This window comes from Maricurvus nonylphenolicus, assembly GCF_042854845.1.
In the GTDB taxonomy this organism is placed as follows: domain Bacteria; phylum Pseudomonadota; class Gammaproteobacteria; order Pseudomonadales; family Cellvibrionaceae; genus Maricurvus; species Maricurvus nonylphenolicus.
Map to the genome: position 1 here is coordinate 3,824,888 of NZ_AP031498.1, position 20,042 is coordinate 3,844,929.

14 protein-coding genes and 1 pseudogene are annotated in these 20,042 nt (G+C 47.2%); 7 read left to right on the forward strand and 8 right to left on the reverse strand.

Going from position 1 to position 20,042, the window contains the following annotated elements; translation table 11 throughout:
• Nucleotides 1-40: 40 nt before the first annotated feature.
• Nucleotides 41-2,200 carry a 3-hydroxyacyl-CoA dehydrogenase NAD-binding domain-containing protein gene (locus tag ACGHZ6_RS16560; RefSeq protein WP_390615108.1) on the reverse strand — a complete coding sequence of 720 codons (2,160 nt, stop codon included), beginning with the start codon at nucleotides 2,198-2,200 and terminating at the stop codon, nucleotides 41-43.
• A 132-nt stretch (nucleotides 2,201-2,332) separates the two neighbouring features.
• The gene (locus ACGHZ6_RS16565) at nucleotides 2,333-3,541 is read right to left on the reverse strand and encodes an acetyl-CoA C-acetyltransferase (protein ID WP_390615109.1); all 1,209 of its coding nucleotides are present in this window, start codon (nucleotides 3,539-3,541) and stop codon (nucleotides 2,333-2,335) included.
• A gap of 395 nt (nucleotides 3,542-3,936) precedes the next feature.
• Here ACGHZ6_RS16565 and ACGHZ6_RS16570 point away from each other — a divergent pair, with 395 nt between their 5' ends.
• Together ACGHZ6_RS16570 and ACGHZ6_RS16575 are read left to right on the forward strand one after the other, a co-directional pair.
• Nucleotides 3,937-4,698, forward strand: coding sequence for a substrate-binding periplasmic protein (locus ACGHZ6_RS16570; protein WP_390615110.1), 762 nt, complete (start codon nucleotides 3,937-3,939; stop codon nucleotides 4,696-4,698).
• Between the two features lie 251 nt (nucleotides 4,699-4,949).
• The gene (locus ACGHZ6_RS16575; RefSeq protein ID WP_390615111.1) at nucleotides 4,950-5,924 is read left to right on the forward strand and encodes an AraC family transcriptional regulator; all 975 of its coding nucleotides are present in this window, start codon (nucleotides 4,950-4,952) and stop codon (nucleotides 5,922-5,924) included.
• Between the two features lie 11 nt (nucleotides 5,925-5,935).
• Here ACGHZ6_RS16575 and ACGHZ6_RS16580 read toward each other — a convergent pair whose 3' ends face one another.
• Nucleotides 5,936-6,997: a hypothetical protein gene (locus ACGHZ6_RS16580; protein ID WP_390615112.1), complete on the reverse strand. Its 1,062-nt coding sequence runs from the start codon at nucleotides 6,995-6,997 to the stop codon at nucleotides 5,936-5,938.
• Between the two features lie 393 nt (nucleotides 6,998-7,390).
• Between ACGHZ6_RS16580 and ACGHZ6_RS16585 the strand changes: the two genes are divergently transcribed.
• The 4 genes and pseudogenes from ACGHZ6_RS16585 to ACGHZ6_RS16600 all read left to right on the forward strand — a co-directional run bounded on the left by ACGHZ6_RS16585 (nucleotide 7,391) and on the right by ACGHZ6_RS16600 (nucleotide 10,820).
• On the forward strand, nucleotides 7,391-7,687 hold the full coding sequence (locus tag ACGHZ6_RS16585; RefSeq protein ID WP_390615113.1) for a hypothetical protein: 297 nt from the start codon (nucleotides 7,391-7,393) through the stop codon (nucleotides 7,685-7,687).
• Between the two features lie 2 nt (nucleotides 7,688-7,689).
• Nucleotides 7,690-7,797, forward strand: a pseudogene (locus tag ACGHZ6_RS16590) (hypothetical protein); the annotation flags it as partial.
• Between the two features lie 108 nt (nucleotides 7,798-7,905).
• Nucleotides 7,906-8,553: a hypothetical protein gene (locus ACGHZ6_RS16595; protein ID WP_390615114.1), complete on the forward strand. Its 648-nt coding sequence runs from the start codon at nucleotides 7,906-7,908 to the stop codon at nucleotides 8,551-8,553.
• Nucleotides 8,554-8,744: 191 nt separating this feature from the next.
• Nucleotides 8,745-10,820: an EAL domain-containing protein gene (locus tag ACGHZ6_RS16600; RefSeq protein ID WP_390615115.1), complete on the forward strand. Its 2,076-nt coding sequence runs from the start codon at nucleotides 8,745-8,747 to the stop codon at nucleotides 10,818-10,820.
• Here ACGHZ6_RS16600 and ACGHZ6_RS16605 read toward each other — a convergent pair.
• Both ACGHZ6_RS16605 and ACGHZ6_RS16610 read right to left on the reverse strand, forming a co-directional pair.
• Nucleotides 10,813-13,695: an AMP-binding protein gene (locus ACGHZ6_RS16605; protein ID WP_390615116.1), complete on the reverse strand. Its 2,883-nt coding sequence runs from the start codon at nucleotides 13,693-13,695 to the stop codon at nucleotides 10,813-10,815. The two genes, ACGHZ6_RS16600 and ACGHZ6_RS16605, sit on opposite strands and share 8 nt — an antisense overlap.
• An 89-nt stretch (nucleotides 13,696-13,784) precedes the next feature.
• Complete coding sequence (locus tag ACGHZ6_RS16610) at nucleotides 13,785-16,046, reverse strand: YgiQ family radical SAM protein (RefSeq protein ID WP_390615117.1); 2,262 nt, start codon at nucleotides 16,044-16,046, stop codon at nucleotides 13,785-13,787.
• A gap of 249 nt (nucleotides 16,047-16,295) precedes the next feature.
• Between ACGHZ6_RS16610 and ACGHZ6_RS16615 the strand changes: the two genes are divergently transcribed.
• Nucleotides 16,296-17,153 carry an SDR family NAD(P)-dependent oxidoreductase gene (locus tag ACGHZ6_RS16615; protein WP_390615118.1) on the forward strand — a complete coding sequence of 286 codons (858 nt, stop codon included), beginning with the start codon at nucleotides 16,296-16,298 and terminating at the stop codon, nucleotides 17,151-17,153.
• Between the two features lie 28 nt (nucleotides 17,154-17,181).
• Here the strand turns inward: ACGHZ6_RS16615 and ACGHZ6_RS16620 are convergent, their stop codons facing one another.
• From ACGHZ6_RS16620 to ACGHZ6_RS16630, 3 genes are all read right to left on the reverse strand, one after another.
• The gene (locus ACGHZ6_RS16620; protein ID WP_390615119.1) at nucleotides 17,182-17,877 is read right to left on the reverse strand and encodes a helix-turn-helix transcriptional regulator; all 696 of its coding nucleotides are present in this window, start codon (nucleotides 17,875-17,877) and stop codon (nucleotides 17,182-17,184) included.
• Nucleotides 17,878-17,913: 36 nt separating this feature from the next.
• Nucleotides 17,914-19,005 (reverse strand): hypothetical protein, encoded by a 1,092-nt coding sequence (locus ACGHZ6_RS16625; protein ID WP_390615120.1) that lies wholly within the window; start codon nucleotides 19,003-19,005, stop codon nucleotides 17,914-17,916.
• A gap of 64 nt (nucleotides 19,006-19,069) precedes the next feature.
• Nucleotides 19,070-20,011 (reverse strand): LysR family transcriptional regulator, encoded by a 942-nt coding sequence (locus tag ACGHZ6_RS16630; protein WP_390615121.1) that lies wholly within the window; start codon nucleotides 20,009-20,011, stop codon nucleotides 19,070-19,072.
• Nucleotides 20,012-20,042 lie beyond the last annotated feature (31 nt).

Here is a 20,042-nt window from a genome sequence, read left to right on the forward strand (position 1 = left end):
CCGCTATCGAGTGCATCGATAGCGGGCATTTAAGGTTTACTTATTGAAATGTCTCACCTTTAGCCAAAGTCTCAGCAACAATTTTTGGCGCTTTAAAGCGTTCACCATAACGCTCTGCCAACTCGTCACAGCGATCAATAAAATTCTGCAAACCGTAGGTATTGACATATTGAATGTAACCACCGGTCCAAGGTGGAGCACCAATACCCATAATAGAGCCAATATTACCATCAGCCACATTACGTAAAACACCTTCTTCCAGACAGCACAGGGTTTCGATCACACAGCTGAACATCAATCGATCTTTAATATCCTGATCACTTACCGAAGCATCTACTTCATCATTGGCGTACAGCTCTTTCAGCTTCGGCCAAATCACCTTGCCTTCGTCGGTATAATCAAAGTAACCACCGTCACCATGATAACGGCCACCTCGGTTGTAGTCGTTGACTAACGTTTCTCTGATACTCCAGGAGTCCGGACGCTTCTCATCCTCTGCTTTAATCAATCCCGCTTCCAGGTGAGCTTTACGAATCTGCAGTAATAACTTTAAACTGACTTCATCATTGATGGCCAGAGGACCAATAGGCATACCAATCGCTTTACCCAAATTGTCTACGCGGATAGGATCTATGCCATCATTAACCATAATGGCTGCTTCACCTAATTGCGCAGCAAAAGCTCGACCAGTGAAGAAGCCTACTTTATCGTTTACAACAATAGGGGTTTTCTTCAACTGCTGAACAAAGTCAAAACCTTTTGCCAAAGTTTCCTCGCTGGTTTTATCTCCGCAGATAATTTCTACCAGAGGCATTTTATCTACAGGAGAGAAGAAATGTAGGCCAATAAAGTTCTCAGGTTTTGCACTGCCTTCTGCCAACTTTGTAATAGGCAAGCTAGACGTATTAGTTGCCCATACGCCGCCTTCGACCAATTGCGGTTCGCAGTCTTTAGTGATTTTGTGTTTGAGGCCCATATCTTCAAATACAGCTTCAACCACCAGATCACAACCGGCCAGCGTTTCATCTTTATCAGTTGGCGTAATCAGATTAAGTAATGCAGCTTTCTTGGTATCGTCAGAACGGCCACGGCTAATGGCTTTATCCAGAAGTTTCTCAGAGTAAGCCTTACCCTTCTTAGCTGCCTCCATGCTCATATCTTTCAATACAACCTCGATACCTGCTTTAGCCGCCACATAAGCGATACCCTGGCCCATCATACCGGCCCCGATCACACCGACTTTTTTCACTTTGGATTCTTCAAAACCCTGCGGACGGCTGGCACCACCATTTACCTGGTTTAACTGGAAGAATAAGGTACTGATCATATTCTTCGCTTGTGGAGTCGTAACCAGATAAGCAAGCTTGCGGGATTCGATGGTTAACGCTGCATCAAAACCAACAGTTACGGCTTCGACAGCCGTTTCCACAATGCTCTCCGGAGCAGGCATCAAACCACGGGTCTTCTGTTTCAGCATTTGTGGGGCAATCATGGCGACCTGAGCAACAGATGGATGCATAATGTTGCCTCCTGGAATTTTAAAGCCTTTTTTATCCCACGGCTGTACTGCGGCTTCAGTATTGTCTTTGTTTTCCAGAATCCAGGCTTTCGCTTTAGGTAGCAGGTCGTCCTTACTGGCGACCGTATCGTGAATAAAACCTACGTCTTTAGCTTTGACACCACGAACCTTCTTACCCTCCATCAGGAACGGTAATGCATTTTGCAAACCTAATAGATTGGTCAAACGCACCACCCCACCGGCACCAGGCAATAGACCCAACTGTACCTCTGGCAGACCAATCTCAACACTCTTGTCATCCCACGCAATACGGTGGTTACATGCCAACGTTAATTCAAAACCACCACCCAGTGCAGCACCGTTTATAGCAGCAACAACGGGTACAGGTAGTTTTTCCAAGCGACGGAATAACGCTTTGGCTTCTTCCAACTTTTCAAATAATTTAGCTTCTTCACCGGGTTGAACGGCCAACAATAAATTTAGATCGCCACCTGCAAAAAATGTCTTTTTAGCTGAGGTAAATACCACACCGGTCAAATCTGTCTCTGCCTCAAGACGATTAACGGTTTCGGTCATTACCACATCGTATTCTTCGTTGACGGCATTAACAGGGCCCGTCATATCCATGGTGATGGTTACAATGCCATCTTGATCTTTTTCGTATTTAAAAACACTCATCATTCTTTCCCACTTAATAATCTATACGAGATGTCAGTCTTCTTTCGAAGTCTCTGGATACCCGCTCAGCCCAGGCTGCCCTCTCTTGCAGAGCAATTCACCTTGTTCGCGGGTATGGCATCTTATGAATTCGTCTTATACACGCTCGATAATGGTTGAAATACCAATACCGCCAGCAGCACACAGTGACAACATGGCGCGCTTCAAGCCGCGACGTTCCAGTTCATCCAACATGGTGCTCACCAAAATGGCACCGGTTGCACCCAGTGGGTGACCCAAGGCAATAGCGCCACCAGTAACGTTGGTGATTTCGTGGCTAATATCCAGATCTTCCATATAGCGAAGAACCGCAGAGGCGAAGGCTTCGTTAATTTCCCACAGATCAATATCTTTGTGCGTCAAGCCTGCAATTTTCAGGCACTTCTCAGCAGCAGGTGCTGGGCCCAGGAAAATCAGGGAAGGATCGGTAGCTACAACAGCACCGGCCAGAATACGACCGCGCGGGGTCAGACCCAGGTCTTTACCGGCCTGCTCACTACCCAGCAGTACCGCACTGGCACCGTCGACAATACCGGAGGAGTTACCGGGCGTATGCACATGATTAACCTCAGCAAAACGCGGGTATTTTTGCAGCAGGTGATCATCCATACCCAAGGCACCCATTTGGGTAAAGGACGGCTTCAGAGAGGCCAGCTTTTCCATGGTGGTGTCAGGTTTTACAAAGTCATCTTTCGCCAGAATGGTCACACCGTTGGCGTCAACTACCGGTACAACAGACTTGTCAAAGTAGCCGTTTTCCAGCGAGTGAGCGGCACGCTTTTGTGATTCCAGCGCGTAGGCATCCACATCTTCGCGGCTCCAGCCGCCCATAGTCGCAACCATATCCGCCGCAACACCTTGAGGCACGGAGGTGCGTTTCATCACAAATTCCGGGTCAAACAGAAATGCACCGCCGGCGGTACCCATAGGGATACGGGACATGCTCTCTACACCACCGGCAACGATCATCTGGTTCCAGCCAGACATAATGTTTTGTGCCGCAGAGTTCACAGCATCCAAAGCGGATGCACAGTAGCGGTCCATTTGCACACCGGGAACAGATTCACTCCAACCGGCGTGTACTGCAATGGTTTTGGCCACATCGGCTCCCTGCTCGCCTACCGCGGCCGTACAGCCCATCATAACGTCATCGACGTATGAGGTATCCAGGTCATGGCGAGTCTGAAGTTCACGAAGTAGACCTGCACCCAGCTCAATGGGCTTCACTTCGTGTAAAGCACCATCCTTCCTGCCTTTGCTGCGCGGCGTGCGGATGGCGTCGTAAATATAGGCGTGATTAGTCATAGTTCTCTATCCGTTAAAAGGGAAATCAATTCATTGAGCTCAGCCAAAGTATATGGAGCCCCGGACAGCAGAACTATGACGGTGGAAATCAAAGAAAATTGATCAAAAGTTACACATCCATATATCCAATACCAGCTTCCTATGATCCATTAACTATGGGTTTACCTGTACATATCGACTTTCAAACCCTTATTCTCAAAGGTGCCAAATATCCGCGTAAATAGAACCAAAACTAACAAGGTAAAATTGCAAACCTTCAGGATTCTCTATCTGCTAGACTAAGTCTGTTAAGCGTCGAATAACATTCAAAATGGTGGTAGCTGGTATTGTTTCAAAATATGTCGATCTACGTGATCACAACAATCGCGATATTTTTCAGCCTGGGAATAAACCAAATGGTGCATTCTTCAGAAGACTGCCATAGCAAGGTGGTAACCTGGTATTCTGACGGAGTAATTTCTCACAATGATGACGATACTAAAGGTTTGGTTCCCGACTTATTGAAGACTATTTCCGACCAACAGCCTTGCCAACTCACCAGTACCTTTCTACCTATAGCAAGGTTGTTTGCCCATTTAAGTAACAACCAAATCGATGCCAGTATTTTCGTCACTCCGTATGGTGAAGAAATTATAGAAACTGTTAATCGTTTACCCTCTAGAATATCCAAAGAAACAGTATCAGCCAGAATTCGTCACACCACCCCACCTTTATTCCATTCTCGTCTTGGATTTTTTGCGAAGTCAGATTTTTCAGGAAAAATATATTCAGAGTCAGATTTACTTGACTATAAAATAGGGGCTATCAAGGTATCAATATTTTCCCCAGAAAGTTATCGTTACTATACCGGATTGGCATTTACTCCCGAGGGATTCATCAACAGATCCGCCGGATTTAAATCACTTTTAGCAGGTCGGCTTGATCTGTTTTTTAGCTCTTTCGCTATTTATAACAGCTTTGTAGATACTTACCAGGTAAACAACCTAAAACTCATTAAAGAAACTAAATCAAGCACCTTCCGCCTTGTCTTCTATAAAGACATCTCAGCAGAAAAGGCTATTGCAATTGACAAGGTAATAATACAACTAAAAGAAAGCGGCCAAATTCAACGTATAATCCAGCGCCACGCCAAACCAGAAAGCTTTTTAAAAGAGTGATCCATATTTCTTATGAATTAAAAATACAACAACTTAGTTTACTTTTTTAATCGTGACAAAGCCATGATCAATTTACGCTCAGCAATTAATATTTTCTAAAACTGTATAAGATTGTAAGAATCATCAACACATGAGATTATAATGTAAATCACCCAAAACAAGCCCCCCTTAAACTTTCTATACACTAGAATATGACGAGTAAAAGCAGCCATAAAAGGCAGATCACTATCAATTCTGAGATGATCCTGCGTATGCTTGAAAGGCCCCGAAAAGCCGGTGTTGATATCGACAATCTATTTGAGCGCTGTAATGTAAATCCCGAGACGCTTAAACAACCGCACTACCGCATCCCTGTAGCTACAGCAGTCGAACTTCTTCAACGCTGCGGTTTTCAAATGCAAGATGAATTCCTAGGGCTTTTGGCTGCACCTATTCCACCGGGCTATTTTCGGCAATCTGTACTCAGCACTGTCCATCAACCAACCTTGGGACTCGCTTTGGCACGCTACCTTGAGTTCAGCAATATATTCTTCAACAGTTTGAGATTTGAACTCAAACGAAAGAAACAGATTGTTGAAATTATTTGCACCCGTGATATCAATAACAAGATTAAAGATGATATTGCCATTGAGTGCTCTATCGCGGTCTTCCACAGACTGACCGGCTGGCTATGCAATGAACTGATTATTCTTAATAACGTCGAACTCGATTTTTCTGTTCCTACCTACTATAAGGAATATCACTACCTATTCTACGGCGCACCGATTCAATTCAACAGCAATCTCAATCGAATCACCTTTGATGCACATTATCTGGATTTACCAATCGTACAAACCGAAGCGTCTGCGGAGATATTTATTCGTCGTGCCCCATTGGACATCTTTTTACCACAGGATGTACAGGGTGAAATGAGCCGCGAAATTCACGAAGCGCTGCGCATTAGCTTCACCAAGTCGCAACAACCAGCAGAGCTACAAGATATTGCCGAGGACATGGGTATCAGTACACAAACTATTCGTCGCAAGCTTACTAAAGAAGGCACGAGTTTTAACAATATCAAATCACAGGTAAGACGAGATATTGCTATGCACGCATTGGGCAACCCTGAATTGAGTATCGAAGAAGTTGCGATTCAGGCCGGTTATTCCGAACCCGCCGCTTTTATTCGGGCGTTTAAGTCCTGGACCGGGTTTACGCCGGCAAAATTTCGCCAAGGGGTTATTTGAGCATATTCTGCTTAATTTACCCCGTGTATCACTGGACGCTGAAAACGAAAGTAACCTGCCGCCTCTTCCTGCTCAATACGTTCAGCCACTTGTTCACCGAATATTTCACGGCGTATACGGGCTCGCTCCTGCTGTACCTGATCCGGTGTTACACTGAATCTAATCTTTTCAACAGCCTGTAAGTAAGTTGTGCCTTGCTGACGCTGATCCTCGCGTCTCTTATCCAGCGCTTGCCAACGGGCAATTGCTGCATCACTCATACCGACATCCTTTCTTAACTGAGTCAATGTCGCTAGTCGTAACTCCGTATCAAGCGCCTCTAAATCCTGCTGCACAGATTGTAACGACAAGAATCGTGTTAATAATTTTCCCCTATCGCCATCATTCTCTATGTTCGCCTGTTGACCGAGTGTCTGCTCATAGGCATTAAGGTAAGCGGAAAAACTATCACCAACCGTCTGTTCATGATTGTCTTCCAGCTGTGCAATAGCTTCAGCAAACTGCTGCTCCTGATGCTCTTGTGGCCAAATCTGACAGGCATCCTCACCAAATATCATCAAACGCGCTTGCCAAATCGCTTCTTGACGCTCACTTGCATGTTTAAATTCGACCAATGACAGATTTTCCAACCAGGTATCATAGGCCAAAAAATCTTCCAAACGGTTTAGTAAAACAAGATAGTTATCCGGAAATGCGGCCTGCAAAAATACTTGCAACTGATTAAACCAATTATCGGGATAATGCTGCCGAAAATCAGACACCAGTTTCTCCAACATCTTTACTTGCCAATAGGGAGCCGAAAGCCTTGGGCTATATCGGTCCTGATAGAATACAGCCAACTTAGCCAGGCGTTTAACATCCCCCTTAGGAACAGTAGCCACTCTCGATTTAGGGACAACCTCTTCTGAAACTATATTTCTTAGCACAGAGGATTTATATGAAATGCCCGCGTTATCGTCTTTTTCGTTACCAGCATGTATTACAAGCCACCAACCAAGCAGCGTAACCATAAGTACAACAAAAATCGCGATAACAACCACAAGGATGGCGGTCACCTCTTTTCTATTAGTCACTTTTTTATCACCTGGTTTCTTATTATTTTTATTATATAATTCACCTCAATGAGACTACTGGCGACAGTCGATAACTGCAATAGCTTAGATATCAAATCAGTCCCATCTTTGAATATGCAAATAAAATGTTACCTTTTGCCAATCGACATTTATTGCATTACGAAATTCATCACTTCAATATTACTTTTTCCCCATCGACGATACCGTCAAGCGAAATAAGAAGTTTCCAGCAAAATAATAAATCCGGATGCAGTCTCTGTGCTTAGCTCTATAAGTATTGTCAACAACACAACTCGACATAGGTCTACTATGAAAAGTATAAATACAATAAAAAAAACTTTATCGATAATTACACTATTGCCCTATTTATTCTCATCGCACACGGCTAACGCCTTGGAATACCAGGCAGATGAAACACGATATCCCGTTATTTTTGCACACGGTTTTAGTGGTTTTGACTCTATAGGTGGTTACCACTATTTTGGCGAAGACTATTGGGGCACGTTTATTGGAGATTCTTGTCAGTTTCTTGAGCTTAATGGTTGTAATGACTGGTTGAGTTCAGGTCAACAGACAAACAACAAGGCTGCGGCATTTGCCGTGACATCGTTGCAGAGCTCTGAAGTTCGAGGTGAAGAGCTGTTTAACCACATACTCAGCTTTATGGCTCCACTGGCCACACTCATGTAAATCTGGTCGGGCACTCTCAAGGCGGTTTTGATATCCGTAAAGTTGCCTATCGCCTCAATGAGCATGTTGGAGAACGGCGAGTAAAAGCACTTATCAGTATCTCCTCCCCTCACCGAGGCACCTCTTACGCTAAACGCGCTCTCGATTTATATACCCGAAATGAAAACAACGTATTTTGTAAACTGCTGCCACCTTTAGCGAATGGCAATGATCCCTGCTTGTCTGCCGGCCTGGCGTTGGCTGATACCCTGTTTGATTTCGTTAACGGTCATAGCCAAGGTACCAATGATGCGATAGCAGCTGGATTAGGTGGTATCTACAAAGATTATGACCCTAACGATGGAGTAACAACCGGACTTAAGGATTTTAACCAACGCTATAATGTCAGTAATTCGGTCGCGAAGTATTATGCCTCTATTGTCACTGCGCAAGATAACAGTAAAAGGCATCCCATATACTCTGCCATTGAATTGGCTCTAAGCTATAATGCTGACGGGGATGGCTATTGCCAGGATGATTGCAACAATAACGGTACCGCCGGCACGGGTGATGGCATTATCTACGATAGCGATGATGACGGAGCAGTTGACCTAAGCTCCCAGCAGATGGGCTATCGATTACAGTACAACCCTGACGATTGCGCTGGCCTCTTTTGTCTGTTTGGCGATCCGCTGGATACTTTTACTGAAGTTGGCTCAACAGGTTACGTTGCCGATCTAAATGCAGCCAACGCAACCCAGATGACCTCCAAAGCAGGCGTACTGGATTCTGACCACACTGATATGCTGTCTCTGGGGCCAGACGATATCGATGAAGAGGAATTTTACGCCGCCCTTATCGACTTTATTCACAGCAAAGGTTTCTAATCACTTAAATATAACCCTCCCCACCACTAGCCGGTGGGAGGGTTAATAACACCCCAAAACGTAGATTTAAACGACATATGCATAGTTGAACATCTTTGGCGTATTTATCGACATACTTCCGGTACAAGACAAGCCTATTATTTGTACTAGACTGACTACTAGTACCACCTAGTCAGACACGGAGCTTAGTCGTGAAAGTACTGGTCATAGATGACTCAAATGCCATTTTGATGCTGCTTAAAGCCTGGTTGGAAGAACGGGATTACAAGGTAAAAACAGCCACCTCTGCCGCCAAAGGTCTGGATTTATTCTCAAAACACGCGTTTGATCTGGTTGTGTGTGATGTAGAGATGCCCGAAATTAACGGGTTTGAATTTACCCGCTCAGTTCGAAAAACCGAAAGTCGCTGGACCCCCATCATCTTTATGAGCACCATAAACAAGGAGGATTATTACAAAAAAGGCTTTGATGCTGGTGGTGATTTTTACTTTGTAAAACCTCTAAACCAGCAGATATTTAATGCCTATCTCTCCGGTATTGAACGGATGCATAAAATGCGCACTCAATTGGAGAGCACGAATAAAGAATTAATATCATTAAGAGAGAACTCTCAAGATGGGATAGTCTCTTTTGATCAGCAAGGTATGATTTACAGTATCAACGGCTCCGGAGCAAAGATTTTCCTGATGAGTGTTGAACAAGTGATTGGGCAGAATATCTATAAGCTGTTATCCCCCATTTCACCACATCAATCAGATAGCAATAACCCTTCTGCCAAAGACAACACCCACGCTATCGAATATAACTATTACAGTAAGTCGGGTGCAAAAAAGTTTATCGAAATGTCGGTCACACGCTGTGAGAATGAACACAACGTATTATATACGGGAATTATGCGTGATATTACCGAAAGGAAATCCCTGGAGGAGCAATTAAAGTATACCGCACAGTACGACACGCTCACCGGACTACCCAATCGAGCACTTTTCCTTGATCGCATTGAACAATCATTACGTCGCGCCAGGCGAGCCAACCGTATTATAGCGTTACTTTTTATAGACCTTGATAGATTCAAAGCTGTTAACGATACACTCGGCCACAGCACAGGAGATGAATTATTAGTTTCGGTTGCTGATCGTCTACAGAACCAAGTACGCAGTAGCGATACTGTTGCGCGCCTTGCCGGTGATGAATTCGTGATTATTCTCGATGATTTTGTCGATAGTGCTTTTATCGCTACGATTTCTGAGAATATTGTAAATAGCTTCCGAGAGCCTTTTTTGATCAAAGATCGGCAACTGTATATGACCATCAGTATTGGGGTCGCTATTAGTTCCGAAAACTGTATGGATGCAGAAACGCTGATCAAGCATGCAGACATGGCTATGTACAGAGCCAAGGAAAGTGGTAGAAACGGGCTTTTCTTTTATACCAATGAACTGAACGCCTTAAATCTCTATCGGATGGAGCTGTCCAACTCGCTCAACCAGGCCATAGAAAACGCTGAACTTTCTATTTACTTCCAACCACAGGTCTCCGGCGATAGCTCGCAGCTAGTGGGCGCCGAAGCCCTATTGCGCTGGAATCATCCTGAAATAGGTTATGTCAGCCCAATAGACTTTATCCCCCTGTTAGAAGACACCGGATTAATTGTTCGAGTAACAGAGTGGATATTTGAGTACACGATTTGCCAATGGAAGGAGTGGATGACTCGCGGCGTAATTTCCGAAAATTGTAAGCTTTCGATAAATCTTTCAGCTAAACACTTCGCTGATGAACAATCTTTCAATATTCTACTAGACATCTTGGAGAAATTTTCTTTCTCTACAGAGAACTTGATTCTGGAGATAACCGAATCAGTCATGATGACGAATACGGATGTTACTCGTAGGATATTAAATAGCCTCAGTGAGCGAGGCATCGAAATATCGCTGGATGATTTTGGTACTGGTTATTCTTCTCTCAGTTACATTTCTCAATATCCTATTAGCCATATTAAGATCGACAAATCCTTTGTCGATAAAATTCAGAATACCCCCCAGGATAGAGCCATAATACTTGCCATCATCAATATGGCTAAAAGTCTGAATATCGCTGTCACAGCAGAAGGCGTAGATACTGAGAAAAAATTTGAGTATCTGCGTAATAGCGGTTGTGATTGCCACCAGGGCTTCCTGTTTTCCCGTCCAATAAACACCCGTGATTTTGAAAGTTACGCTATAGAAAGAAATTTAATTCCAGCCCCTGGTCAAAATCAAATTAAGTAGCCAAATCCGGCTCCCCACAACGTTTCTGAATTTCTGCCCGCGCACGATCACTTAAACGCAGAGCGGCATTCCAGTCTTTACCCTCAGGCATTATCACATCGCCAACAATAAGACCAACGCCTCCACGCCGCGGAAAACCACTTGTTTCACGCAACTTTGATCGTGTGCCCCGCAAGGTGACAGGTATCACCGCCGCTCCCGCATCGCAGGCCGCCACGAAGGCCCCCATGTGAAACTCCCGCAAGCCGGGAATACGGGTAAAAGTGCCTTCGGGAAAGAACAACAAAGATCGGCCCGATACGGCATCCTTGGCCAAATCACGTGCATCAGCTACACCCTTTTGCAGATCAAAACGCTCAACAAATTTTGTCTCCAGGCGCGACAAAAATATGCGTGCGAAGAAGTTTCGTCGCAATTCCACCTTGCCGACAAAACTGTATTCCAAAGGCAGGTATGCTAATAACACTAAACCATCCAGGTAGCTTGCATGATTAGCCACCAGGATACAGTTTCTCTGTTCGGTATTGGATGATCCCCACATGCCTTTAGATAATTTGTCCAAACCGGATAGCTCTACCGCGGTTCCAGATAGCTTTAACAACATACGGCTGGCCAATGACACCAATCTGCGCGCAAGTCTTGGCGAAGGTAGTAACGCAAGTATTAACCATACCGGTGGCGCTATTATTACCAGCAACAACCAACAATAAACGGCGTAAATCAAATCTGCAGATTGACGTAATTTACCGCGCAATAACGGCATAATGCCCGCGAAACTCACCCGTAGCAGCTGTAACCAAACAGCCCGTTGGGGTTTGATGATCTCGCCCTTCTCATAATTTTCGCGGCTGGCTGCACGTCGTATTTTACCACTGGATGTTTTGGGTACGGCATAGGGCGGAGCCAAGACAATATCATCTGGAGGCGTTTCCATCAGCTCAATACAGAGCTCTGTGATTGACTCTCGCAATTGTGCTCTAACGGTTTCGTCATCCTCACGGGTCTCGGCCAACACCACCAGGGTTTCCGTCTCACTGTGTTTATCCTTGCTGGCAAACACAGCCACACAACCTTTGCGAATGCCATCAATATTACCGATCTTCTCTTCCAGCTCGTGGGGATAAAGATTGCGTCCAGCGCGAATAATAATGTCCTTACTGCGCCCGGTGATAAAAATATCACCTTCGGCCATATAAGCTCGATCACCGGAATCCAACCACTTGTCGGAAAAGAGCTTGGCGGTAGCCTCGGCATTGCGATAATACCCGCTGGTGGCCGAAGGCCCGCAAAATTCCAGCCGTCCCTCAGTGCGCTCCGGTAATTCACGCCCCGCTTCATCGACGATACGCACTTGATGATTGGGCAGTGGCTGACCGGCTGCAACAAATTGCAACGCTTCAGAGTCTTCTGCATGGGCCGGTTGCGCCTGACCGTTATTCATTAACGGCTGCCGCTGCACACGATCAATTAATGGGGCTCGCCCCAAAGGCGGTAACGCTAAACCCACAGATGATTCCGCCAACCCATAGACCGGGGCCATCGCCTCAGGGCGGAAACCGTAACAGGCAAAAGCTTCGGTAAAACGTGTAATGGTGGAAGGACTTACTGGTTCTGCACCATTGAATGCCGCTCGCCAACTACTCAGGTCTAATCCTTCAAAAGGATTTTGTTTTTCCAACGTTCGCAGACACAACTCATAACCGAAATTGGGTGAAGCCGATAAAGTGCCGCGATGGGTATGAATGGCCCACAGCCAGCGCTGCGGCCGGGTTAAAAATAGCAGTGGCGACATAGACACTAGCGGAATCGCAAAATAAAGACTGGCCAACCAGGAAGCAATCAATCCCATATCGTGATACAACGGCAACCAGCTGACAAACACATCGGTGGCATCCACTTGCATCACTTTACCCATGGCCCGGATATTGGCCAGCAAATTGGCATGACTGAGTATTACGCCTTTGGGTGAGCCGGTACTGCCAGAGGTGTACTGTAAAAATGCAATATCCAGCTCCCTTGCCTGTTCCCCGGTGATGGCAGCACTGTAAGCAGAAGGGTCCTCTTGCCGAATATCATCCAGGGTATAAACCCCCTTCAGTTCAGGTACCTGTGCCTTAAGCAACTGGCCGACAATTTTCGCCTCAGACACCGTCAACAGCATAGTAACCTGGGCATTGTTGAGGATATTGGCATGGCGTCGTAAATGACTTTCCAATTGTGAGGGACGCGCAGGCGGATAGATAGGCACGGGGATTCCCCGCGCCAGCAAGATGCCAAAAAAGCTATCAAAATAATCTCGCCCGGTTGGCAACATCAAGGCAACGGCTTGACCGGGTTCCAGATTATTACGAAGCAAACCCGCAGCCACCTGTTGCGCCCCGCGGTGCAAGTCAGCGTAGGTGATGGTCTCAAGCTGATCGTCATCGTTGTAAAGATAGATATGTGGGCGCTCTGGATGCACCCGCAAATGCCAGGCGAGCACTTCCTGCAATGTGCGTACTTGATCGGGGGCAGGATCCGCCTCACCCAGACTCAGCCGCTGAATATGACTCTCTGGTGCGCTAGCCACCAGGGCACTACCCGCCCGTACAATTTCGCGTAAAAAATCCCGCGGGGTTTCAAGGGTGTGGATTATCTGTTGTGGCAGATGCACCTTAAAGTGCTGCTCCACCCGCTGGATCATTTCCGTCAAGGCTAGACTGTCAAACCCAAGATCCCGATCCAGCGTACAATCCAGAGAGACATTAACCGCAGCTGATTTATCGCGCCGTAATTCCTGCACCATGGTTCGGGTGAGGTTAAGCAGATCTTGCGCTAATTGCTCAAGATCTCTCTCGCCAGGTGAAGAAGATACTGCAGAATCGACGTTTGCCATGATACACCCCGAACAGGGCTACACAGCTTTAATTTTAGCAGATATTGGAAATATCACTCCCGCTATTGCGGGAATGATTAGGCTGTAATTTAGCGGCGACCGCGTGAAGGTTTTCCGCGTTTACTGGAAGTACCTTTACGCGAGTTGCGGTTATTTGGACGCGAGTTACTATTACCCGCTCCATTACCCGCTTTGGCTTGTGTCTTTTGGTTATTACGCGATCCGGGTTTACTACCCCGCTGCTGACGCCGCCCGCTTTGCTCCTCCCAAGGTACCAGCTGGTTAGCTCCATCGCCAATCAGATCGCGGCGATTCATCTTAAGCAGCGACTCACGCAGGTAGCCCCAGTTTTTAGGGTCATGGTAACGCAGGAAAGACTTCTGCAAACGGCGCTGATCAATCGTACGCGGGGTATTGACCTGCTCACTCTTATAAGTGACTTTCTTCAGCGGGTTTTTGCGCGAGTAATACATGGCCGTTGCCAATGCCATGGGTGAGGGATAAAAGGTTTGTACCTGATCGACGCGGAATTTGTTTTTCTTTAACCACAGCGACAGGTTCAACATATCCTCATCTTCACAGCCTGGGTGGGCAGCAATAAAGTAAGGAATCAGGTACTGCTCTTTCCCGGCTTCCTTAGAGAATTTCTCGAACATTTTCTTAAAGGCATAGTAGGTGCCCATGCCCGGTTTCATCATTTTGGTCAGCGGGCCATCTTCACTGTGCTCAGGAGCGATTTTCAAATAACCGCCCACATGATGGGTCACCAGCTCTTTTACATACTCCGGATCACGCACAGCCAGGTCGTAACGCAAGCCGGACGCCACAGCCACTCGTTTAATGCCAGGGATCGCTCGGGCTTTGCGATAAAGCTGTGTGGTCTGAGAATGATCGGTAATCAGGTTCTTACAAATGGTTGGGTAGACACAGGACAGACGTCGACAGTTAGCCTGAATGGTATCGTCCTTACAATTAAGGTGATACATATTCGCCGTCGGCCCACCCAGATCAGAAATGCCGCCCGTAAAGCCCGGCACCATATCGCGGATTTTTTCGATCTCTTCCAGTACCGATTCCTGCGAGCGGCTTTGAATCACGCGGCCTTCATGCTCGGTAATAGAACAAAAAGTACAACCGCCAAAACAACCGCGCATGATGTTGACCGAGGTTTTGATCATGTCATAGGCGGGAATGGTGGCATCACCGTAACTGGGGTGTGGGCGACGCTGGTATTGCAGCGCAAACACACCATCCATCTCTTCGGTACTTAACGGAATCGGTGGTGGATTAACCCACACTTCCAGCGTACCGTGGCGCTGCACCAATACTCGAGCGTTGTGTGGGTTGGCCTCCTGATGCAGTACCCGTGAGGCGTGGGAATACAGCACAGGATCGTTTTTAACTTTTTCGAACGACGGCAAGCGGATATAGGATTTTTCAAACTCGTAATCCGCTTTGCTCTGCAGAGGCATGGGGATAATTTTTACCGCTTGCAGCTCTTCTTCATTCTCTGCAATATCATCTTGCTTAGAGCAGCTACCATCGTCTTTGGCTTCAAAGTCATACGGGTTGGGAATCTTGTCGATATGTTTGGGCCAGTCCACCCGGCTGGAATCTACTTCCGTCCAGCCCTTGGGCATTTCATCCTGGCGACGAACGATGGCAGTACCGCGAATATCGGTAAGGTCTTGCACATCACGACCGGAGGCCAGCGCATGGGCCACCTCAGCAATAGCGCGCTCGGCATTACCGTACAGCAGGATATCGCCGGCAGCATCCAACAGTACAGAGCGGCGTACCTGGTCACTCCAGTAATCGTACTGGGCAATCCGGCGCAGGCTGGCTTCAATGCCCCCCAATACCAAAGGCACATCCGGGTAAGCTTCCTTACAGCGCTGGCTGTATACAATCACCGCCCGCTCCGGGCGTTTGTCCGGCTCACCGTTGGGGGTATAGGCATCGTCACTACGCAGGCGCAGATCCGCGGTATAACGGTTAATCAGGGAATCCATATTTCCGGCGGAAATGCCAAAGAACAGATTCGGCTTACCCAGCTCCTTAAAGGGATCACAGGTACGCCAATCAGGCTGGGCAATAATACCCACACGAAAACCCTGGGCTTCCAGGAAACGGCCCATGACCGCCATGCCAAAGCTGGGGTGATCCACATAGGCATCACCACAGACAATAATGATGTCGCAGCTGTCCCAGCCCAATTCATCCATTTCTGCCCGAGTCATGGGCAGATAGGGGGCCGTGCCATAGCATTCCGCCCAGTATTTAGGGTAGGAAAACAGGTTCGGGGCCGCAATCGGCTGGTGAACGAAGGAGGAGGCCTTGGCTGAGGACATGGAGTAAACCTGAAACGGGAACAAAAGAGGCTAATTTTCCCAAAAAACGGCGTCAGATAACAGCAGAATCAATTCCATAAAATTAACAGGGTTAATACGGGATACCGAGACTTAGCGAAAATGACCAGAATCCATCCCGAAAAAGCTATCCTCATCTGTATTGCCTTCACAGAGAATAAACTAAGGTAACCACAGCTCTGCCTTCGATAATTATTACCAATAGCTCTTCCAGCATAAGGAAATCTCATTATGACCAGCAAATTTGATGCAGTTTTCAAGCCCGGAAATGTGGCCGTTATTACTGGCGGAGCGTCCGGCATAGGTTTCGCCGCCGCTCAGCGTTATGCAGAGATGGGTTTAAAGCTCTGCCTGGCCGACCTTGATGAAAAGCGCCTGGAAAATACTGCGGTCAAGCTCGCCGAACTGTGTACCAACGGCCTGGAGGATATCCTTACGGTAAAAACCGATGTCACCCAGGCAGACCAGGTACAGGCGCTGCACGATACGGTTTATGACAGATTCGGTCAGCTTGATGTATTGATGAATAACGCCGGTATTATTGCCATGAGTACTAGCTGGGGGAACCTGGATGCCTGGCAGAAAGTGCTGGATGTTAATGTGCAGGGGGTGATTAACGGCGTACATATTTTCACGCCCTCACTGCTCGCTCAAAACACACCGGCGATGATTATCAACACCGGCTCCAAACAAGGTATCACCTGCCCTCCTGGCAGCCCGGCATACAACGTCTCCAAAGCCGCCGTTAAAGCCATAACTGAAACTCTGCAACATGACTTGCGAAACCAACCGGGCAACCATGTCAGCGCCCATCTGTTGGTGCCGGGTTTTGTCTATTCAGAAATGGTCAGTAAATTCCTGCCAGAAAAACCCGGCTTTGCCTGGACGCCGGAACAAACGATTGATTACTTCCTGCAGCGATTAAAACAGGAAGATTTTTATATTGTTTGCCCGGATGGCGAAGTAACTGAAGAGATGGATCGCAAGCGTATTCTTTGGGGAGCGCAGGATATTGCTGAGAATCGTCCACCATTGTCACGTTGGCATGGGGGTTATGATGATCTGTTTGCGGAGCATATGGAAAGTTAACGTAGGGTAAACTCCGGCTTATCCAAGGTTACTCCTTACAATGCCCCTCAGCCTGCAAAACTCGATAATAAGCCTCCAGGCTTTTATCGGGTTCTTCCAGAAAATACTGCCCAGTCAACTCCAAGTTATCGATCCGATCAAGGCGAAAATTCCGAAAATCATCCCGTAACTCACACCAGGAAGTCAGCGTCCAAACCTTGCCCCAAAAGCTCAGCTCCAAGGGTCGTACCCGTCGCTCACTCGACTGTCCTTTTTCATCGGCATAAGCAAATTCAACCCTTTGCTTGCGAGCAATGGCACGTCGCAACAATGTAATAATATTGTCTACATCTTTATTCAATAAAGGGTAAGGCACATCCAGAGCGGAAGAATTTAATGTCTCCACAAGCCGCTTAGGCAGCACATGCTCCACTTTTGCCAGTAAGGTGGTAGCCGCTTCACTCAAATGTTTATCGGTACACTGCTGGGTCAAACGCATACCTATTACCAGGGCTTCCAACTCCTCTTCGGTAAACATCAAGGGTGGAAAATCAAAACCAGCCTCCAGCCAATAACCCGTGCCGGGCTCACCATTAATGGGCACACCACTTAGCAACAGCTGCTGTATGTCGCGATAGACGGTACGAACTGAAACCTCCAGTGTTTCAGCCAGCTGCTGCGCCGTAACACGTTTACGACTGCGAAGGGTTTGAACTATTTGAAAATGCCGTTGTGTTTTGCCCATGGGCAATATCTAAACCTTTTTAAATTTCGCAAAACCCTACTGTCCAACTGCTGCCAGCTCAAACTCCTCAAGCGCCAATTCCACACCATTCACCAGTAAGGCTACTCTGTGTGTACCCGGATAGTGTTTGCGTGTTGTCATCGGGCGAAAACTCTGGCGACGCTGAAAACTCAGGTTGGAGGCATTGTACTGCCCTTCTGCTACTTTAAACACTTTGCGTGACAAGCTGCCATTGGCTTTTTGATAATCGATACCGTACTCAATGCGCAATTTCCCCAACTCGCCGCCTCGACGCTTTATATCGAAGGAAAACGCCAGGTCTTCACCTTCACGCAAGCTGGGCGTATCAACTGTAAAACTGGCGACCTTGATCGCCGAGACATCGCCATAACCAAATAGGCTTAAAGCCTCAGGATGTGCCTGTTTTAACAAGGTGCGACAACCGTGTTTGATAATCCAATCGGTAAGTTCGTTATCGCCAAAATACTGCTGCATCCAGTCCAGGGTAACTTCAGGGTTATCCTTGGCTATATCATTGAGGTTATTAGCTACACTGCGCCTGACATACAGAGAAGGATCACAACGCAATTGTGTCAGTACCGGCACGATAAGAGCCGGATCTTGTTTAAATGCTGGCAAAGCCTTGGCCCAGGGCAGCCTTGGTCGACAGCCTTCACTGGCCAAACGCCGCACATGTTCATTGTCATGTTGAGCCCAGCTCATCATTTGCCCCATCATGCGTTGGGTATCCATTTCAATAAAAGGCCGTACGGCAAATTCAGAACTGGAATACTGGGTTAACACCTCCAGCGCTTGCATCGAGGCATCCCAATGCCCCTGCCCATAAACCTCAACATACTCCGGGAAAAACATGGCCTCATAACCACCAAAACTTTCCGCCGCCGGTAATAACACGGTTAACGCATCTTCATAGGGTAAATCGAGGCAATCGTAAATACAGCCGCGAATATGGGACATGCGGGCTTTTAGTTCTCGTTCCTGCCATTGTTTATCAAACACGGCTTTCGAGAATGCCTTGCTATCGAACTTAGGATGGTGCTGTTTCAGCGCTTTTGCCAAGCGGGTGATATAAGCGCGGTTGTAACTGTTTTTTAAAGGTTCTGCCATGATAGTTGTTAATCCAAAATCCGTTGTCGAAGATGGCGGTATTGTCTTCTCGTCCTACTGACAACTAGCTGTCAGTATCACCCGAGATTGGGATAGAAATCTCCGTCAAGCGTTGGTCTACATCACCCAGATCATCAAACAGCGAGCAGGCCCATTGATACAAGGCTTCCAGGGAGTCCCCACGCTGAGACCGTTTAGGTGCAACCAGCCAGTAGCCTGATACGGTGGGTATCTTGATATCAAAAGGTAACACCAGCCGTCCATCGTCAATCCAGGCATTGGTACTTGGCAGCAGTGCCAATGTCACCCCCAAACCTTCCGATGCCGCTTTGAGGGCCGCTAAATAGGAGTCACAAATTAATATGTCGGCCTCCTGGCTGGCGGACTCGCCTAGCAGTAAACGCCACTGCGCCAAATCAGCGGTTGGCGATATTAACTGTTGGGCATGTAAATCTGTAAGGCTCTCCAACCTATGGGTACGGGCATACTCCGGGCTGCACACAGGGGACAACGCAATGTTACATAAAGGCCTGCAATTGAGTTCAGGCCAGTCACCATTGCCAAACCGGATGGCGGCATCCAAGGGTTCGATATCAAAATCCACATAGGAACTTCTGGCCTCAATACGCAGTTCTGTCTCGGGCAGGTAGTCCTTAAACGTCAGGTAATGGGGAATCATCAGTTCCTGAGCAATATACAGGGGCGCGCTGACATGTAATGAACGGCTTTGAAAACGTCGCAAAAACTCCTGATAGCCCTGCTTGTGAGCCCGAACAATCTTATGGCTTACGTCCTGATAATAACTGCCCGCAGCTGTCAGGCTGATACGCCGAGCATGTCGCTCAAACAGAGGCTCCCCCAGCCAGTCTTCCAGAGACTTGATCTGCTGGCTGACCGCAGGTGGCGACACATGTAACTGATCTGCTGCCTTTTTGAAGCTTAGCGTTGACGCCACCGCGTCAAATACCACCAGCCACTGTATCGGCGGTGCCCTATGCTGACTCACTATCCACGCTCCTCAAACCAGCCAATAGATA

Coding starts and splice junctions, on each gene's coding strand:
- ACGHZ6_RS16560 (WP_390615108.1), bottom strand. CDS start 2,200: ATGATGAGTGTTTTTAAATACGAAAAAGATCAAGATGGCATTGTAACC.
- ACGHZ6_RS16565 (WP_390615109.1), bottom strand. CDS start 3,541: ATGACTAATCACGCCTATATTTACGACGCCATCCGCACGCCGCGCAGC.
- ACGHZ6_RS16570 (WP_390615110.1), top strand. CDS start 3,937: ATGGTGCATTCTTCAGAAGACTGCCATAGCAAGGTGGTAACCTGGTAT.
- ACGHZ6_RS16575 (WP_390615111.1), top strand. CDS start 4,950: ATGCTTGAAAGGCCCCGAAAAGCCGGTGTTGATATCGACAATCTATTT.
- ACGHZ6_RS16605 (WP_390615116.1), bottom strand. CDS start 13,695: ATGGCAAACGTCGATTCTGCAGTATCTTCTTCACCTGGCGAGAGAGAT.
- ACGHZ6_RS16610 (WP_390615117.1), bottom strand. CDS start 16,046: ATGTCCTCAGCCAAGGCCTCCTCCTTCGTTCACCAGCCGATTGCGGCC.
- ACGHZ6_RS16615 (WP_390615118.1), top strand. CDS start 16,296: ATGACCAGCAAATTTGATGCAGTTTTCAAGCCCGGAAATGTGGCCGTT.
- ACGHZ6_RS16620 (WP_390615119.1), bottom strand. CDS start 17,877: ATGGGCAAAACACAACGGCATTTTCAAATAGTTCAAACCCTTCGCAGT.
- ACGHZ6_RS16625 (WP_390615120.1), bottom strand. CDS start 19,005: ATGGCAGAACCTTTAAAAAACAGTTACAACCGCGCTTATATCACCCGC.